This is a genomic window from Micromonospora luteifusca (assembly GCF_016907275.1).
Lineage (GTDB): Bacteria > Actinomycetota > Actinomycetes > Mycobacteriales > Micromonosporaceae > Micromonospora > Micromonospora luteifusca.
Window position 1 is genome coordinate 2,901,028 of the sequence record NZ_JAFBBP010000001.1, and the last position, 17,550, is coordinate 2,918,577.

Annotated in this window: 15 protein-coding genes and 2 pseudogenes; 8 read left to right on the forward strand and 9 right to left on the reverse strand. The window is 72.0% G+C overall.

All coding sequences use genetic code 11. The features are described 5' to 3' along the window. Positions 1 to 58: 58 nt before the first annotated feature. The 5 genes from JOD64_RS12955 (at position 59) to JOD64_RS12975 (ending at position 5,761) form a co-directional block, all read left to right on the forward strand. Positions 59 to 811 carry an ABC transporter ATP-binding protein gene (locus JOD64_RS12955; RefSeq protein WP_204942464.1) on the forward strand — a complete coding sequence of 251 codons (753 nt, stop codon included), beginning with the start codon at positions 59 to 61 and terminating at the stop codon, positions 809 to 811. Next, on the forward strand, positions 808 to 3,345 hold the full coding sequence (locus JOD64_RS12960; RefSeq protein ID WP_204942465.1) for an ABC transporter permease: 2,538 nt from the start codon (positions 808 to 810) through the stop codon (positions 3,343 to 3,345). Before JOD64_RS12955 ends, JOD64_RS12960 begins: the two co-directional genes overlap by 4 nt. A gap of 110 nt (positions 3,346 to 3,455) precedes the next feature. Next, positions 3,456 to 4,673, forward strand: a complete 1,218-nt coding sequence (locus JOD64_RS12965; protein WP_204942466.1) for a sensor histidine kinase — start codon at positions 3,456 to 3,458, stop codon at positions 4,671 to 4,673. Continuing rightward, positions 4,673 to 5,317, forward strand: a complete 645-nt coding sequence (locus JOD64_RS12970; protein ID WP_204942467.1) for a response regulator transcription factor — start codon at positions 4,673 to 4,675, stop codon at positions 5,315 to 5,317. The genes JOD64_RS12965 and JOD64_RS12970 overlap by 1 nt, the downstream gene beginning before the upstream one ends. A 111-nt stretch (positions 5,318 to 5,428) precedes the next feature. Beyond that, entirely contained in the window at positions 5,429 to 5,761 is a 333-nt protein-coding gene (locus JOD64_RS12975) for a hypothetical protein (RefSeq protein WP_204942468.1), read from the forward strand. Here the strand turns inward: JOD64_RS12975 and JOD64_RS12980 are convergent. From JOD64_RS12980 to JOD64_RS13010, 8 genes and pseudogenes are all read right to left on the reverse strand, one after another. Continuing rightward, complete coding sequence (locus JOD64_RS12980) at positions 5,748 to 7,247, reverse strand: serine/threonine-protein kinase (protein ID WP_204942469.1); 1,500 nt, start codon at positions 7,245 to 7,247, stop codon at positions 5,748 to 5,750. The genes JOD64_RS12975 and JOD64_RS12980 overlap by 14 nt on opposite strands. A gap of 30 nt (positions 7,248 to 7,277) precedes the next feature. Beyond that, positions 7,278 to 7,781, reverse strand: coding sequence for a hypothetical protein (locus JOD64_RS12985; RefSeq protein ID WP_204942470.1), 504 nt, complete (start codon positions 7,779 to 7,781; stop codon positions 7,278 to 7,280). 177 nt (positions 7,782 to 7,958) lie between these two features. Beyond that, positions 7,959 to 9,962, reverse strand: a pseudogene (locus JOD64_RS33940) (ATP-binding protein); the annotation flags it as partial. 95 nt (positions 9,963 to 10,057) lie between these two features. Next, a pseudogene (locus JOD64_RS33945) lies at positions 10,058 to 11,627 on the reverse strand (adenylate/guanylate cyclase domain-containing protein); the annotation flags it as partial. Then, entirely contained in the window at positions 11,624 to 12,460 is an 837-nt protein-coding gene (locus tag JOD64_RS12995) for an MBL fold metallo-hydrolase (RefSeq protein ID WP_204942472.1), read from the reverse strand. The pseudogene JOD64_RS33945 and the gene JOD64_RS12995, both read right to left, overlap by 4 nt. Positions 12,461 to 12,595: 135 nt before the next feature. Then, entirely contained in the window at positions 12,596 to 13,057 is a 462-nt protein-coding gene (locus JOD64_RS13000) for a RidA family protein (protein WP_110563671.1), read from the reverse strand. Between the two features lie 55 nt (positions 13,058 to 13,112). Next, positions 13,113 to 13,268: a Sp36 family protein gene (gene sp36 / locus JOD64_RS13005; RefSeq protein WP_007466198.1), complete on the reverse strand. Its 156-nt coding sequence runs from the start codon at positions 13,266 to 13,268 to the stop codon at positions 13,113 to 13,115. A gap of 44 nt (positions 13,269 to 13,312) precedes the next feature. Continuing rightward, the gene (locus JOD64_RS13010) at positions 13,313 to 13,795 is read right to left on the reverse strand and encodes a hypothetical protein (RefSeq protein ID WP_204942473.1); all 483 of its coding nucleotides are present in this window, start codon (positions 13,793 to 13,795) and stop codon (positions 13,313 to 13,315) included. Between the two features lie 605 nt (positions 13,796 to 14,400). Between JOD64_RS13010 and JOD64_RS13015 the strand changes: the two genes are divergently transcribed. The 3 genes from JOD64_RS13015 to bagB are packed head-to-tail and all read left to right on the forward strand — an operon-like array spanning position 14,401 to position 17,150. Beyond that, the gene (locus JOD64_RS13015) at positions 14,401 to 14,940 is read left to right on the forward strand and encodes an Rv0361 family membrane protein (RefSeq protein WP_239560766.1); all 540 of its coding nucleotides are present in this window, start codon (positions 14,401 to 14,403) and stop codon (positions 14,938 to 14,940) included. 26 nt (positions 14,941 to 14,966) lie between these two features. Further along, positions 14,967 to 15,944, forward strand: a complete 978-nt coding sequence (gene bagA / locus JOD64_RS13020; RefSeq protein WP_204942475.1) for an ATPase BagA — start codon at positions 14,967 to 14,969, stop codon at positions 15,942 to 15,944. A gap of 54 nt (positions 15,945 to 15,998) precedes the next feature. Further along, positions 15,999 to 17,150: an ArsA family ATPase gene (gene bagB / locus JOD64_RS13025; protein WP_204942476.1), complete on the forward strand. Its 1,152-nt coding sequence runs from the start codon at positions 15,999 to 16,001 to the stop codon at positions 17,148 to 17,150. A gap of 6 nt (positions 17,151 to 17,156) precedes the next feature. Here the strand turns inward: bagB and JOD64_RS13030 are convergent, their stop codons facing one another. After that, positions 17,157 to 17,477, reverse strand: a complete 321-nt coding sequence (locus JOD64_RS13030) for a WhiB family transcriptional regulator (protein ID WP_204942477.1) — start codon at positions 17,475 to 17,477, stop codon at positions 17,157 to 17,159. Positions 17,478 to 17,550 lie beyond the last annotated feature (73 nt).

Genomic DNA, 17,550 nt, shown 5'->3' on the forward strand with positions numbered 1-17,550 from the left:
AAGGAGATCATGGGCCGCCGTGTGTTCCGGAAACGCCGTCTCGACCAGGCTTTCCGCTATGCGAAACAGCGATGTGACCCCCGGTCGAGGGCCGGTCGTCGAAGTGCTCGACGTGACGAAGACCTATGCCGGCGGGGGCGGTGTCCGGGCGCTGGACGGCGTGTCGGTCGCCTTCGAGGCCGGTTCGTTCTGCGCCGTGATGGGACCCTCGGGCTCGGGCAAGTCCACGCTTCTGCACTGTGCGGCGGGCCTGGATCGGCCGGACAGCGGACGGGTGCTCCTCGCCGGTCAGGACATTGGCGGGCTGCGTGAACCGCAGCTCACCGAGGCACGGCGGCAGCGGGTCGGCTTCGTCTTCCAGTCGTACAACCTGATGGATTCGCTGTCGGTCTGGCACAACATCCTGCTGCCACAACGGCTGGCCGGAGTACGACCGGACCGCAAGTGGGCGCAGGAGGTGATTCGCCGCGTCGGGCTCACCGGACGGGAAAGCGCTCGGCCCAGCCAACTGTCCGGAGGTCAGCGGCAGCGGGTCGCCCTCGCCCGCGCCCTGGCCAGCCGACCGGAGGTCATCTTCGCCGACGAGCCGACCGGGGCGCTGGACCTGTCGACCGGCCGCGAGGTACTCCAACTGCTGCGCGAAGCGGTGGACGGCGTCGGCACGACGATCGTCATGGTCACGCACGACCCGGCTGCGGCGGCGTGGGCCGACCGCGCGGTGTTTCTCGCCGACGGGCGGATCGTCACGGAGCTCGCCGACCCCACCGCCGAGAAGATCGCGGCACAGATGATGGCGGTGACCGTCCGATGATCCGGCTCGCTCTCGGCACGCTGCGCCAGCACCGCGGTGCCTACGCGGGCACGTTCTTCGCCGCGCTGCTCGCCGTGGCCCTACTCGCCGGCGGCGGTCTGCTGCTCGCCTCGGTGCTCACCGCGAAGCCGCCGGCCGACCGGTTCGCGGCAGCGTCGATCGTCGTGTCGGGCGACCGCGACGTGACCCTTGAGAAGGTCACCACCAAACACAAGAAGGACAAGGTCAAGCGCAAGGTCAAGGTCAAGTCCGAGCAGCTCACCGGTGCCGGCTCGCTGCCGGCGGACCTCGTCGGTCGGCTGGGCAACCTTCCGGGCGTCGCGGCCGCGACCGCGGACGTCGCCTTCCCGGTCCAGGCCGGCACGCCGGACGGACTGCTCCTGCACGGTGCCGACGACGCTCCCGTGATCGGACACGGGTGGGGCTCCGCACGGCTGACTCCGTACTCGCTGCGCACCGGCGAGGCGCCCGGTCCGGGCCAGGCCGTCATCGACGCCGACCTTGCCAACCGCTCGGGCACCACTGTTGGTGGACGGCTCGTCGTCACCACGAAGACCGGCGTCCGCACCCTGGTCGTGTCCGGTATCGCCGCGCCGGCCGGGCGGGACGGATTGCCCGCCCAGGGCGCCCTGTTCGTCGCCGATTCCGACGTAACGTCGGTGTCGGGGCTGCCCGGGCCGACCGCAGTGGCCGTCCTGGCCAGACCCGACACCGACTTGGTCGCGCTCCGCCAAGCCGTCGAAGAGGTCGCTGGGGACGCGCCCGTGCTCACCGGTGACGATCGAGTCCGGGCCGACCTGCCCGGCGCCCTGCCCGACTACATCGGGCCGATCTCGATCTTCGGTTTCGTCATCGGTATCACGGCGTTCGCGGCCGTCTTCGTCCTCACGGGCACGGTCACGCTCGGGGTACGTCAACGTCTGCGCGAGCTGGCCCTGCTGCGCACTGCCGGCGCGACCCCCGCCCAGCTGCGCCGCCTCCTCGGTGTGGAAAGCCTCCTGCTCGCCGGGGTCGCCGCACTGCCGGGCATACCGTTGGGTGTGGTGATCGCCCACGTGGTGGCTGCCCGGTTCGAGAAACTGGGCGCGGTGCCGGCCCAGTTCGTCGTACAGACCAACGTGATCGTGCTCATCGCCGCCGCGGCGGCCGGGATGCTGGTGACCTTCATCGGTGCCTGGATCGCCAGCCGCCGAGCGGTGCGCATCGCACCGACGCAGGCACTCGCCGAGACCGCGAACGCGCCGACCGGTGGTCTCGTCCTGCGGACCGCCCTCGCGGTGGTGACCGCCGCCGGCGCAATCGCCCTGCTCATCTTCATTCCGCTCGACGGACCGCTCGGAATGGGCATGAGCTTCGTGTCGTCCGCCCTGTTTATGTGCGCGGTCGCGGCCCTGGGACCGCGGCTGGTCGGGGTCCTGACCACACCGGTATCCCGTCTCATCGGCATCGGCGGCGCGACCGGCTGGCTGGCCGGCCTGGTCACCCGGGCCGAGCGGCGAAGGGTCGCGGCGGTCGCGGTCCCGCTCGTGCTGATGTTCACGATCAATGCCACCATGCTGCTCAACAGCGCGCTGCTGGACAAACTGACCGGGCAGGAGCAGGCGGCCCGGACGGCAGCCGCGACAGCGCAGGTGACCGCACCGGGCGGGCTGCCGCTCAGTACCGTCAGAGAACTCCTCGCACTCAACGGGGTGACCGGCGCGGCAGCGACGTTGCCGACGCGGGCGATCGTCGAGCAGGGTGGCAAGCCCGAGGACTACGCGACGCAGGGTCTGCTGGTCGCCGGCACCGAGGCGGCGCTCGACCTCGATCTACGAGCCGGGACGCTGCCGGGCGATGGCACGTTCGCCGCCAGCGAGTACGTGACCAAGCAGTACGGCTGGCGGGTGGGCGACGACGTGCCGGTCTGGCTCGCCGACGGCTACCAGGTCCAACTGCGCCTCGCCGGGGTGTACGCCCGAGCCCGGGGGTTCGGCGACCTGGCACTGCCCGCAGACCTGGTGGCGGCGCACGATCCACGCGGACTTGTCAGCGCGGTCGGGCTGCGTTACAGCGGCGACGTACCGGAGCGGATCGCCGCCTCGTGGCCCAGCCTTCGGCTGACCCCCACGCTCGGTGCGGCACCCGCCGGTGACATCCAGAACCAGGGTGCCTGGGAGCTCATGGTGGTCATCTCCCTCGGCTTCACGGCGATCGCGGTCGTCAACACCTTCGCCATCGCCACCGCCGCGCGCCGCCGCGAATTCGCCGACCTGCGCCTGGCAGGGGCGACGACCAGGCAGCTCCACCGGATCGTCGGACGCGAGGCGATGATCACGGTCACTGTCGGGATGGCGCTGGGTGTCCTGGTCACCGCGATCGTGGTCGGCGCGTTCAGCACCGCCCAGGACGGCACGATGCGGGTGTTCGTCGACGCTGCCAGGTACGCGGGGATGTTCGGCGGTGTCGCGGCCCTGGGATTGGTCGCGGGTGCCGTACCGGCGCGGGTTCTGCTGCGACGGCGCAGTCTGCCGGCACTGAGCGACGGGCGCTGACGGTGCCCACGACCGGAACGCCGTTCGGACCCATCCCCCGGATCGTCGGGGGCCGGGTCCGGCCGGCGGCCGTCCTCCGGTGTCGGCTCGCCGTCGGTAGGATCGCCGCGATGATACGCACAACGGCGTCGGCGATGGCGTACCTGGTCAGCAGCATCGTCGCCGGCTTTGTCGGTCTCCTTTGGAGTTTGGCGATCATCCTCGGCGTCGGCCTACTGTCGATCACGCTGGCCGGCGGCCCGGCGTTCCTCGGCACCGCCTGGGTGACCCGGCGCCTCGCGGACCTGGAGCGGCACCGGGCCGGTTGGGTGCTCGGCAGCGCGATCCCCGCGCCGTACCTGCCGATCGAAGGCGCAACCGTCCAGCAGCGGGTCAGCGCGGTCGCCACGCAACCGGCCACCTGGCGAGACCTGGCCTGGCTGGTCGTGCTGTTTCCGCTGGGCCTGGCGGGCGGGATCGCCGCCATCGTGGCCACTGTCGTCGACCTCGCCGCCGTCGTGGCGCCGGCCTGGGCGTGGGCGGTGCCGAACCCGCGCGCACCATTTCCGATGGATCCCCTCATGACGACGATGCCGGGCCGGTTCGGCCTGACCATCCTCGGCGTGCTGCTGTTGCCGGTCACCGCGTGGTTCCTGCGGACCGCCGGGCTGGCCCAGGCCCGGACGGCCCGGGTCCTCCTGGCACCTGGCGCGCACCGGTGCCTGGTCGAGGAAACTACCCGCCTCGTACAGACCCGCCGTCGGGTCGTCGATGCCCAGGCGGCAGAGCTGCGTCGAATCGAGCGGGACCTGCACGACGGTGCCCAGGCCCGGATCGTGGCCGCCGGCATGACCCTGGCACTGGCTGCTCGCAAGCTGCCAGCCGATGCGACCGCCGCATCCGACGTCGACCTCGCCCGTCGACAGCTCGACGACGCCCTCACCGAGCTGCGCCGGCTGGTACGTGGCATCCATCCGCCGATCCTCACCGACCGAGGGCTGCACGCCGCTGTCGCCGCCCTGGCCGGCGACAGCCCACTGGCCGTCGAGGTTCGGGGCGACCCGGACGATCGCTACCCGCCGGCGGTCGAGTCGGCGGCCTACTTCGTCATCGCCGAGGGTCTCGCCAATGCGGGCAAACACGCCGACGCCCGGACCTGTGTCGTCACTCTCGCCCGCACCGCCGTCACCGTCACCGTCACGCTCGTCGACGACGGACAGGGCGGCGCCGACCCGTCCGGCTCCGGGCTCGACGGTCTGCGCCGCCGCGTCGAGGCACTCGACGGCCAACTCACCATCACCAGTCCACCCGGCGGTCCCACCGTCCTGTCCGCGGAGCTGCCCCACTGATGCGCATCGTAATCGCCGAGGACCTGCTGCTGCTCCGGGACGGCATGGTGCGGCTGCTGACCGACACCGGCCACACCGTCGCCGCCGCCGTCGACACCGCACCCGCCCTGCTGGCGGCCGTCGCCGAACACCGACCTGACCTGTCCATCGTCGATGTTCGACTGCCACCCGGCTTCCGCGACGAGGGACTCCGCGCCGCGCTGACGCTGCGTGCCACGGACCCGGACACCAAGGTGCTCATCGTCTCCCAGTACGTCGAACGGGCCTACGCGGTGGAACTACTCGCCGACGGTCGGGGCGGTGTCGGCTACCTCCTCAAGGACCGCGTAACGGCCCTCGACGATTTCCTCGACGCGGTGGAGCGGGTCGCCAACGGGGGAACGGCCCTGGACCCGGAAGTGGTACGGCAACTGTTCACCCGCAACAGCCACAACCACGGGGTCGACGGGCTCACCCCACGGGAACGGGAGGTGCTCGGCCTCATGGCCCAGGGCCTGTCCAACGCGGCCATCTGCGCCGCACTCGTCCTGGCACCGGTGTCGGTGGAGAAGCACATCACCAACATCTTCGCCAAGCTCGACCTGCCGCCGGCCGACGACGCCAACCGGCGTGTTCTCGCAGTCCTCACCTACCTCAACCACTGAGATGGCCAACTAACGGGGCGGGTCACGTCGAACGGACCGGTCGACCGGCGTGGCGTTCCGCTCTGCGGTTGACAGCCGCCGATGTCACGACATGCTGGACAGGTGAGTCGATTGTCCAGGCCCGATGCGCGGACGGTGGCGGTGCTCGCGGCACTGGGAGCCCTCGCACCGCTGGTCATGCTGCTCCTATGGCGCCGACAAGACCTTCTCGGCGTGGTCCTCGCGCTGCTCTGCGTCCTGCTGACCATGGTCGCCGGGGTCGCCGCCTCCGCTGCCCGTCAGGTCGACGACCCGGAGCCGGTGGACCGGTCGACGACCGCCGGGCCGGCGGACCTGATGCCGTACGGGATCGACGCGGACACCCTCGACGCCCTGGACAGTCGGGACGCGTTGCGTGCGGTGCGTGACCGGCGGCGCGGGTCGAACGGCTTCAGCGGCCGGTGAGGGTGGGCGCGGCGAGCGCGTCCACGCCCCGCCCGGCCAGACACCGGTAGACCCGGTCGATGCTGCCGTCGACCGGCGGGAGCACCTCCAGGTGCCAGCCGCTCGGCTCGGCGATCCCGGTGGTCAACCGGAACGTCGTCACACTGCAGACCTGCCGCACCGGCTGGGCGGCGATCACCTCGTCGTAGTCGGCGCCGACCAGCGACACCGGCAGGATGCCCTCGGCGTACGTCTCCCAGGTATGCCGGTCGGCGCAGGACAGCCGGGTCGCCTCGGCGCGGCTGCCACGGATCCGCACCGGGCCGAAGCATTCCAGCTCGGGCATGCACCGGGCACCCTCGGGCAGGGCGGTGGGCGGACCGGTGCCGGTCACGCAGCCGGGCAGCGGCCCGGTCGCCGGTGCGGCGATCTGGGTGGCCGACGGGTTCGGGGAGGGCGGTGGCGCCCGATCGGCGATCCAGGCACCGGCGGTGGCGGAGCCGGCGAGCGCGAGCACCCCGGCACCTCCGAGGAACCAGCGCCGCCAACGCGGCCAGCCACCGGGGACCGTCTGCTGGGTGTCCTCGATGGGCGGCCGGGGCACCGGCTGACTGGCCGCGTACGGGCCGGAGCGGGTTGCGCCACCGCTGGTCGGGGCGCCGCTGACCGGCGCCGACGGTGGGCCGAGGGGCAGGCTGGCGAGCAGGTCGTGCAGTTCGAGAGCGGAGGGGCGCTCGGCCGGGTCGTTGGCCATGCCGGCGCGCAACACGTCGATCAGCTCGTCCGGTACGCCGGGCAGGGCCGGGAGCGGCTGGTTGAACATCTCCAACACGGTGACCAGGCTGGGGTTGCGCTCGGACTGCCAGCGTGGCGGCCGACCGTGCATCACCGCGTAGAGGGTGGCGCAGAGCGCGTACACGTCGACGGCCGGCGACGGCGGGCTGTGGCTGAACATCTCCGGCGGCGCGTACGCCGGGGTGAGCACCTCCAGGGTGACCGAGGCGTCCCGGTGTTCGGCGAGCACGGCCAGCCCGAAGTCGGCGAGCACGGCCGAGTTGAAGCCCGAGTAGAGGATGTTGGCCGGTTTCACGTCCCGGTGCAGCACCCCGGCCGCGTGGGAGTGGGCCAGCGCGTCAGCGATCTTGATGCCGAGGTCCCGGGCCTCCACCGGGTCCAGCGGTGAACTCCGCATCCGTTCGGCGTACGAGCCGTCGCAGAGCTCCATGATCAGGTATGGGTGCTGGTCGACGGTGACCCCGACGTCGAAGAGGTCCACCACGTGCGGGTGCGACGACATCCGGCCGGCTGCCCGCGCCTCGCGCAGGAAACGGGCCTGATCCCGCTCGCTGTCCAGCGTCCGGTTCTCGACCTTGACGGCGACCTCACGACCCACGGAGATCTGGGTGGCCTGGTAGACGGTCGCGTACCCGCCCCGGGCAAAGACCCGCAAATCAGTCAGACCAGGCACAATCGGCACCGGCAGGCCGCCGGTCGGGGTGTCGGTCACCGCTCGAAAATACCCAACCCGGCCAGTGCCTCAGCGCACCGCATCCGCCGGAGCGGCACCGGACGGACCGGTACCCTCCTCGGCGGGCGCAGCGGACCCGGAACCATCGGGCTCGGCGACTTCGCCGGCGGGCGCGCCCCGGCGGGCATCCAGACGCAGGCCAACGGCGGTGGCCACAGCCCCCAGCCCTTCCCAGGCCGCCACGCCGAAGAACCGGTCGGGGGCGATGTCGGCCAGCACGGCGATGGTGAACACGGTGAACGTAACCAGCCGGAAAACCACGGTGAACCGGTAGAACGCCCGCCACTCGGTGACCGTGGCGAGGAGGTAGTAGACGCCCATGTTGAACGCCGCCATCGAGGACGCCAGCAGGAACGTGCCGGTGTGGTCACCGACGGCACGCGTCTCCGGCACCTCTAACCCGAGCATGCGCAACTGCGCCTCCGGCCAGAGCAGCCCGACCGTGCCCATCACCAGCGCCAACACGCCGAAGACCGCGATGGTCCAGCCCGCGATGGAACGCGGCAGCTTCATGAAGAGCCTCCCCAGGCACGGCGACGGTTACCAATGTGGACCGGCACGCGGTGCTGACACGCTAGCCCTTCACCCCGACAACCACATCCCCAGAACCGACAAAACCCAACCCCACCCCAACAGGTTGATCAAGAATTTCGATCACCGGAAGCCGGCTTGCTGACGCAAACCTCTTGATCAACCCTGTAGGGCGAGGGGGGCCAGGCGGGCTCGGAGGGCATTGGCCGCGTCGCGTTCGCTGCGCTGCTCGGTCGAGTACGCCAGGCGGACCGCCTCGTCCGCGTAGGACAGAGCCTCCTGCGGCTCACCACAGGCGGCGAGCGCCTCGGCGAGCACGCTGGCCGCGAGCACCTGGCTGCGCACGTCCTCGGCCGGCGCGGTGACCGCCCGCCGAGCCCAGTCCAACGCCTGCTCACGCTGACCATGGGCGAGCAACGCCGACGCGTACTGGGCCATCGTCTGTCGGCGGGAGAAGAGCAGCGACGGTGCGTTCGCGGCGACCGTGGCCACCGGGGCGAGCAGCCCGACCGCGGTCGCCGAGTCACCGGCGGCCAGACGCGCCGTCGCCAGCAGCACCCGGGGGGCTACCTGCGCCGGGGCCTGCGGGTTGTGCGGCTCCACAGCGGTCAGCACCGCGCGGGCGACCCGCTCGGCCGTCTCGCAGTCACCCATGTCCATCGCGACGAAGCCGCGCAGCGTGCCGGCCATCCCGGTGAGCAGCGGGTGCGAGGTGCGCTCCGCGTACGCCAGAGCGTCGGTGAGCAGGTCCGCAGCGTGCTCCGGCTCGCCCAGCCCGCGCGCCACCACCGCCCGGACGACCAGCGCGAACCCGCGCCCCCAGTCGTCCGACGCGGCGGCGAACTCCCGGTACGCCCTCCGGGCCTCCCGGTCCGCCTCGGCCAGGTCACCCAACTCGGCGGTGGCGAACGCCGCGACCGCCCGCAGCGTGCCCACCGCCCACGCCTCACCGACCCGCTCGCCGAAGGGCAGGAACACCTGCGCCATCCGACACGCCTCGCGCAGCCGGCCGGCGAGCAGCCGGGCGAATGCCGTCGTGCCGCGCAGCCAGGCCCGCCCGTACGGGTCCTTCAGCTCGGCGAAGAGCCGGGCCGCCCGCCCGAGCACCGCATCGGTGCCGGCGAAGTCACCCCGGGTGGTGGTCACCCAGGCCAGGTTCTGCAGGGACCAGGCCTGCCCGCGCCGGTCCTGCGCACCGAGGCTGACCTGGTACGCGGCAGCCAACCGGCTACTCGCCTGACCCAGCCGGCCGGCCACGAAGTCGGCCATGCCGAGCCGGCGCATCGCCGTGGCACGCTGCACGGGCAGCCCGCCCGCCGTGGCCACCTGCAACGCCTCCTGCCAGGCGGTGACCGCCCGACCCTGATCCCCCAGAGTCTCCTGGGCCTGCCCCGCGAGCAGCAGGGCATTGACCCGGGTTGCCTCGTCGCCCGCGTTCGCGGCGATCTTCTCGGCGTACGCGAGCGCGTCGGCGACGCGACCGACCTGGAGCAGCGCCCGTGCGTGCACCACCCGATCGGCCGCCGGCACCCCGTCGCGAGCCAGCTCGGTGGCGCGTTCGGCGTACTCGACGGCCAGCACCGGCTCACCGGCGGACAGCGACCGGCGGGCGGCCCGGCCGAGCGCGGCGACGCCGAGCGGGACCACCGTTCGGGCTGGCGCGTCCGGACGCAGCTTGACCGCGTCGGCGAGCCTGGCGGCCCGCTCGACGTGCGTCGCCACGAAGTCGTCCCGGGCCTCGTCGGTGAACCCGCCCACGGTGCTGGTCGTGGCCTCGTCCGCCGGTGCCGCCCAACGGGCCAACGCCGCGTGCCGCTCGGCCAACTCGGCCTTGCTCACCCCGGCGTACGCGGCCTCCCGCATCAGCGGGGTCGCGAACGAGTAACCGGTACGGGAGCGGTGCAGCATCCGGCGTTGCAGCAGTTCCTCGACAGCCCGGTCGAGCTCCACCGCGACCACTGCCGACGGCCGACCATCGCGGCCGGCACGCTGCTCACGCATCGCCTCCAGCGCACCGGTCGGCACCGTGTCACCGATCACCGCGGCATCACGCAGCACCGAACGGGCGTCCGGCGGCAACGCGTCGATCCGGGCGGCCAGCACTGCGGCGAGGTCCCGGGAGAGCAGCCTGCTGCCCAGCGAACCCGGCACCAACCGCCAACCGGCCGACGTGCTCTGCTCCCGCTCACCCGGCGCGGGCCGCTCCACCGCGGCGCGGACACCGGGCGCAGACTCGGGGGCGCGGACACCGGGCGCTGATTCCGTGAGCGCCCCGCGCTCGATGAGCAGGGTGACCAGCTCAGCCAGGTAGAAGGGGTTGCCCTGAGCGGTGGCGAGCAGCCGGTCGGCGTCGGCCGGTGGCAACTTGCCGCCACCGAGGTAACTCGTCAGCAGCCGCGCCGCGTCGGCACCGCGCAGCGGCGGCAGGGAGTGCACCTCGGCGTCCGCGACCCGGGTCAGCGCGCCCGCGGTACGCACCAACTCGGGACGGCCGAGCAGCAGCACCAGCACCGGGCCGGTGAGCCTGGACAGGGCCAGCCCGAGTGCATTGATCGTCTCGGCGGTGGCGTCGTGCAGGTCGTCCACCACGATCACCAGTGGCGCCTCCGAGGCGAGCCCACTGAGCAGGTCGGCGACCGCGTTCGGCACCACCTCGGCATCCGCGGCCGGGGTGGTGGACCCGCCCCACTCGCCGGTGTCCGTGCCTGCGTGTGCCGGGAGTTCGGCGTAGCCGAGCAGGGCGAGCAGCTGCTCGATGGCGATCGGCGCGGCATCACCGCCGGAGCGGGCGAGCCGCTGCCCGAGCCGCCGCAGCCTCTCCTCCACCGCTGGGCGGGTCAGCGCGGTGGAGGCGTCACTGGGCAGGCCGACGGCGGCACGCACCAGGTCGGCGAGGGGCGCCAGCCGGCGCCGCTCACCAAACGCGGCGCAGCGCACCGAGAGCACCCGTGCACCCGTGTGCGCCGCGTACCGGCCTGCGCCCACGTCGTACCCGGCGGCGAGGCGCTCCACCTCCGCGGCGAACCGGGACTTGCCGATGCCCGCCTCGGCGGTCATCAGCAGCACCCGCGGGTCCCCCTGGTCGATCACCTCGGCGAGCCGACCCGCGATCCGGCCGATCTCTGTCTCCCGGCCCACGTACGGCGCTTCGTCGCCGAGCCCCGACCGGGTGCCCGGCGCGTCCAGCAGACCCAGCAGCTCGTACGCCTCGACCGGCTCACGCTTGCCCTTGAGCCGCAGCGGGCGCAACGCCCGCCAGGAGGACACGTGCCGGGTGGCGGTGACGGTGCGCCCACCGGCATAGACCGCGCCCACCGCGGCGGCGTCGGCCAGCCGGGCCGCAGTGTTCACCGTGTCGCCGATGACCGTGTATTCGATGGCGGCCTGGATGCCCGCGATGACGTCGCCGGTGTTCAGCCCGACCCGCAGCCCGAGCGGCGCTCCGCCGCCCCGCTCGTCGTCGAGCACCCGACGGACGGCCCGCTGCATGGACAGGGCGGCCCGGACAGCACGTTCGGCGTCGTCCTCGTGCGCCACCGGCGCACCGAAGACCGCCATGATCCCGTCACCGGTCAACTTGTCGACGTGCCCGCCGAAGGTTTTCACCGCACCGGCGAGGGCGGCGAGCACCCGGTCGGTGACGGCGCCGACGCGTTCCGGGTCGAGATCCTCCGACCAGGAGGTGAACTCGGAGAGGTCGCCGAAGAGCACGGTGACCACCCGGCGCTCGGCCGCCGGCAACGTGGCGGCGGCCGGCAGCGCGGCACCGCAGTTGTGGCAGAACCGCGCACCGGGAACGGCAACGGTTCCACACACGGGGCAGGTCACATGTGCTCCAACCCACTGACCCCGGGTGCGGATTCCCCGGTGCCGACACCCAGATACTCCAACTGCGCCCGGACCGACCATTCGGCCGCCCACCAGAGCGAGCGGTCCACGTCCGCGTAGACCACCGCCACCACGTCGGCGGGCGTACTGGCGCCGGCGGCGACCGCCGCCCGGACCTGGTCGAGCCGGGCCCGGCGGTGGGCGAGATAGAAGTCGGCGGCCGCGGCGCAGTCGGCCAGCGCCGGGCCGTGCCCGGGCAGCGCCGGGATCCCCCGGTACGCGGACAGCAGCTCCAGGCTGGCCAGGTAGTCACCGAGGTGCCCGTCCGGATGGGCGACCACGGTGGTGCCCCGGCCGAGGATGGTGTCACCGGTGAGCACCACCCGCTCACCACCGTGCTCGACGAGGAAGCAGACCGAGTCGGCGGTGTGCCCCGGAGTGTCCAGCAGACGGATGTCCAGGCCGAAGCCGCCGAACTGCTCACCCGGCTCGGTCAGCGGATCACCGCCGATGGTGTGCGCCGGGTCGACCGCGAGGACGTGCACCCCGCCGAGCAGTTCACTCAGCCGGGCCGCGCCCTCGGTGTGGTCCGGGTGGCCGTGGGTGATCAGGATCAGACCGACGGGGCCGTGCTCGGCGATCCGGGTCAGATGCCCCTCGTCCGCCGGCCCCGGGTCGACCACGACGCCGGACTCGGCTGCCGGGGCGCGCAGCACCCAGGTGTTGGTGCCGTCGAGGGTCATCGGCCCGGGATTCGGCGCACGCAGCAGTGTCACCCAGGTCGGCAGCTCGTCGGCGAGGGCCGCCGCCGGCGCCGTCACGTGCCCGCTCATGGCTGCGATCGTACGACCCCGCCCACCACACCCCACGATCTTGCCCACCCAACCCGATGGAAGGGCCCCTTGCTAACGCGTGATTGGCGGGAAGGGGACCCTTCCGGACGGGCTGCGGATCGCGGTGGCGACGCGTCAGGCGACCTCGACGATCAGTTCGACCTCCACCGGGGCGTCGAGGGGCAGCTCGGCCACCCCTACGGCGCTGCGGGCGTGGCGGCCGGCCTCGCCGAAGACAGTGCCGAAGAGGTCGGAGGCACCGTTGATCACTGCGGGCTGACCGGTGAAGCCGGGAGCCGAGGCCACGAAACCGGTCACCTTGACCACCTTGACCACGTTCTCCAGGCCGACCAGCGAGTCGACCGCGGCCAACGCGTTGAGCGCGCACCGCTGGGCCAGATCCTTCGCCTGCTCGGCGGAGATCCCGGCGCCGACCTTGCCGGTCGCGAGCAGCTTGCCCTCGGCGATCGGCAGCTGACCGGAAACGTAGACGTGCTGCCCGGACTGCACGGCCGGCACGTAGCTGGCCACCGGCGGCACGACCTCGGGCAGTTCGAGACCCAGCTCGGCAAGCTTCGCGTGCGGTCCGTTACTCACGGGGCCACCTCGATGTTCGCGACTGCGGGGCTCCGCTTCGCTGCACTCCTCGCGCTCACGCCTTAGGCCGCTTCAGGTAGGCGACCAGCTGGTCCGGGTTCGGCCCGGGGACCACGGCGACGAGCTCCCACCCGTCCTCGCCCCAGTTGTCGAGGATCTGCTTGGTCGCGTGGACCAGCAGCGGGACCGTGGAGTATTCCCACTTCTGCATCGCTGAAGGGCTCCCTCTCGGTGCGGAATTGTTCGAGGGACAGCCTACGGTCCGCCGGCCGGGCGGGACGCGGGACGCTGCTCCGGCGCGGCCGGTACCTCCCCGCAGAGCCCTTCGTGCTCGTACCCCTGCGGGCAGCGGGACCGGTCGGGCAGCAGCAGGTCGCAGAAGACCCGGTGGCGGTTGTTCTGATCGTCGGCGTTGGAAACGGTGGTCTCGCCGGCATCCAGTTCGGGGAGGAAGCCCAGGGACACCGCGACCCGGCCGGCCAGCACGGTCGCCGCCGCCAGGTTCGGCACCCGGATCGGCAGGTGGATGACGAAGCCCGGCTCGTCGTCGTCGCGCGCCCGCTCGGCCAGGTGGCTCGGTGCCCGAGCCACCTCCGCCTGCTCTGGCATTCGACGGTACGACCGTTCGTTGATCGACTGGCCGCCGATCTGCCCACCGGCCTCGAAGACGGACCCGGCCCGGCGCGGCCGGTCGTTGTTCGGGTACTGGGTGCGAGGGATGTTGTCCGCGTCGCGCATGCACTGCCTCCGGTCGTACCGCTCGGACCACGCTTCCGGTCCGGACCCATTCGTCCGTTCCGGCCCCCGCGCCGGGACGAAAGGTAGGTCCGTGGTCACAGTCCCGCCAACAGGACGCGCCCGATTGGTCACCTACAGTCACATATACGACACAAGCCAGCTGAGAAGCCCGACCGCGCATCGGACGCCGGTCCCGCCGGCCGGATCGCTGGGCAGCGCGGCGCGGCAGGGGCGACACCGATGCGGTCATCGACCGCTACCCTTCCGGTCGGACGGTCGCGCAGCGCCCGGCAGCCCGCTCGATCACGCTCGACGCCAGGGGTGGCGGCGGGCTCCGCACCCCCGGGGGAAAGACGATGACCCAACCACCCAACGGTGACCAGGCCGGCCCACCCGCCCTTCCGCCGGCTCAGCCGGAACCCAGCGTTCAGCCCGGCGCTGCGGTCGTCCCCGGTCAGCCGGCCCCCGCCGCGCCGTCCGGGCAGCTCGCGCTCCCCACGTCCCCCGCCCCGGCGGCGCTCCCCGCCCAGCCGACCGTTCCCCTCCAGCAGGCCTTCCCCAGGCCGACCAGCGGGGCTGGCGCTGCCGGCCCGCCGAGCGACCCCATGGCCGCGGCAGCGACGCAACCGGGCACCCCGGCCCCCTCGGGTATCCCGCCGTCCCCACCGGGATACCCGCCTTACCAGGGCACCGCCGAGCCGAAGAAGAAGCGCGGCCTGCTGATCGCCGCGATCGCACTGGTCGTGATCATGGTGCTCTGTGTGGGCGGCGGTGTGGTGGCGTTCCTGACCCTGCGCAACGCCGAGACCGGGGAGGGCGCCAATGAACCGGCGGTCGCCGTCGACGAGTTCCTGACCGCGGTCTACAAGGATCGCGATGCGACCAAGGCCGCCAGCCGCGTGTGCGCCGCCTCCCGCGACGACGAGAAGATCACCGCAAAGGTGGCCGAGGTGCAGAAATACGCCTCCGCGTACCAGAACCCGCGCTTCCGGTGGACCACCCCGAAGGTGGACAACCAGACCGGGGACCGAGCCACCGTCTCCACCCGGGTCACCATGACCACCTCTGACGAAAAGGTGGCCGACCAGGACCTGCGCTTCACGGTGGTGCAGAAGACGGGTTGGTGGGTCTGCGAGGTCGCATGATCACCAGGCGTGGATAGGCTCGACGGGTGTGTGCAGCTGAGCGGCCTGTCGACCCGGCCGGTACCGGATGGCCCGCCCGCCTCCACGTCGTGACCGGCAAGGGCGGCACCGGCAAGACCAGCGTGGCGGCGGCCCTGGCCCTCGCGCTCGCCGCAGGTGGTCGGCGCACCCTCCTGGTCGAGGTCGAGGGGCGGCAGGGCATCGCCCAACTCTTCGGCATCGACCCGCTGCCCTACGAGGAACGACACCTCGCCGAAGCGCCAGAGGGAGGGGAGGTGCGCGCCCTCGCGGTGGACGCGGAGGAGGCGCTGCTCGAATACCTCGACATGTTCTACAAGCTCGGCGCGGCGGGCCGGGCGCTGCGCAAGCTCGGCGCCATCGACTTCGCCACCACCATCGCGCCGGGTCTGCGGGACGTGCTCCTCACCGGGAAGGTGAAGGAGGCCACCACCCGCACCTCCGGGCAGCGGCGCGCGTACGACGCGGTGGTGCTGGACGCCCCACCGACCGGGCGGATCGGTCGGTTCCTCAACGTGACGGCGGAGACGGCCCGGCTGGCCAAGGTCGGCCCGATCAAGACCCAGAGCGAGGGGGTCGCCGCCCTGTTGCGTTCCCCGATGACCGCGGTGCACGTGGTCACGCTGTTGGAGGAGATGCCGGTACAGGAGACGGTGGACGCGATCGCCGACCTGACCGCACTCGGCTTCGGCATCGGGAAGGTGATCGTCAACGGCACGCGACCCCCGCTGCCCGCCGGCCAGGCGGTCACCGCGGCGGAGCTGAAGCGTGGGCTGGTCGCCGCCGGGCTGCCGGCCGATCGGGACATCGTGGCCGGGTTGCACGACGAGGCACGGGACCAGCTCATCCGGCGCGAATTGGAGGATTCGCTCCGCGCCGACCTGGTGGAGTTGGGGCTGCCGATGATCGAGCTTCCGTTGCTGCCCGATGGGGTGGACCGGGCGGGGCTCGCGGCACTGGCCCAGGCTCTCGTCCGCGCCGATTGACTCACACCTGAGCGCAGCACGGGGGCATGGACCCACCCGGCCCGATACGCTCGATTGGTGCCTTCCGAAGACGCGGCGCCGCAGCTGGACGTCGACCAGATCCTCGCCGACCCAGGCGTGAAGATCATCGTGTGCTGCGGTGCCGGCGGGGTGGGAAAGACGACCACAGCCGCGGCGCTGGCGCTGCGGGCCGCCGAGCACCACGGCCGGCGCACGGTGGTGCTCACCATCGACCCGGCCCGCCGGCTGGCGCAGTCGCTGGGCCTGACCGAGCTGGACAACACTCCTCGCCAGGTCAAGGGGATCGACGTCGAGGACAGCGGCGGCGAGCTGCACGCCATGATGCTGGACATGAAGCGCACCTTCGACGACGTGGTGCTGCAGCACACCGATCCGACGAAGGCCGCCGAGATCTTCGCGAACCCGTTCTACCAGGCGATGAGCTCGACGTTCGCCGGCACGCAGGAATACATGGCGATGGAGAAACTGGGTCAGCTGCACGCCCGGGGCGAATGGGACCTGATCGTGGTGGACACGCCACCGTCCCGCTCGGCACTGGATTTCCTGGACGCGCCGGCCCGGCTCTCCCGATTCCTCGACGGCCGGATGCTGCGACTGCTGCTGGCCCCGGCGCGCAGCGGTGGGCGGAGCATGTTCAGCCTGGTCACGGCCTCGTTCGGGATGTTCTCAAAGGTGGTGCAGAAGGTGCTCGGTGCGCAGCTGCTCACCGACCTGTCCGGCTTCGTGGCCGCTCTGGATTCGATGTTCGGCGGTTTCCGGCAGCGGGCCGAGCAGACGTACCGCATCCTGCAGGCGCGGGAGACGGCCTTCCTGCTGGTCGCGGCGCCGGAGCCGGACGCGGTCCGGGAGGCCGCATACTTCGCGGGCCGTTTGCGGGACGAACGGATGCCACTGGCCGGCCTCGTGCTCAACCGGGTGCACCGACCGGCGGTGCCGGAGCTGGACGCCGAGCAGAGCCGGGTCGCCGCCGAGCGGCTGACCGAGCTGGGTGGGCATGAGGCCACCGTCGATGTGCTGCGGGCGCACGCGGCACTGGCCCGTCAGGCGGTACGCGAACAGCAGGTGGCCGCGCGCTTCACCGAGGCGTTCCCGGCGGTGCCGGCGGTGTCGGTAACGGCGCAGCCCGCCGACGTGCATGACGTCGACGGGCTCCGGACGATCGGCGCGGCAATCAGCCGGCCGTGACCGACGTCAGTTGGCCGCGCTGACGAGGATCTTGTCCTTGGCGGCCTTCTCCTTGCTGTTCTTCTTCATCGCAGCCTCGAACATCTTGCGCCAGCTCGTCACCTGCGGGTGTCGACGCAGCAGCGCCCGCCGTTCGCGTTCGGTCATGCCGCCCCACACACCGAACTCGATCCGGTTGTCCAGCGCGTCGGCCAGGCACTCGTACCGAACAGGGCAGCTCCGGCAGATCCGCTTCGCCACGTTCTGTTCGGCGCCCTGTACGAACAACGCGTCCGGGTCCCCGTTCTGACATGCCGCAAGCGACGGCCAGTCAGTGATCATGCCCATGTGTACACGTCCCCCCTTGCAGTACCTACCGACCTCGTCGATACACGTCAGCCGGCAATTCCCCCCGATCGCC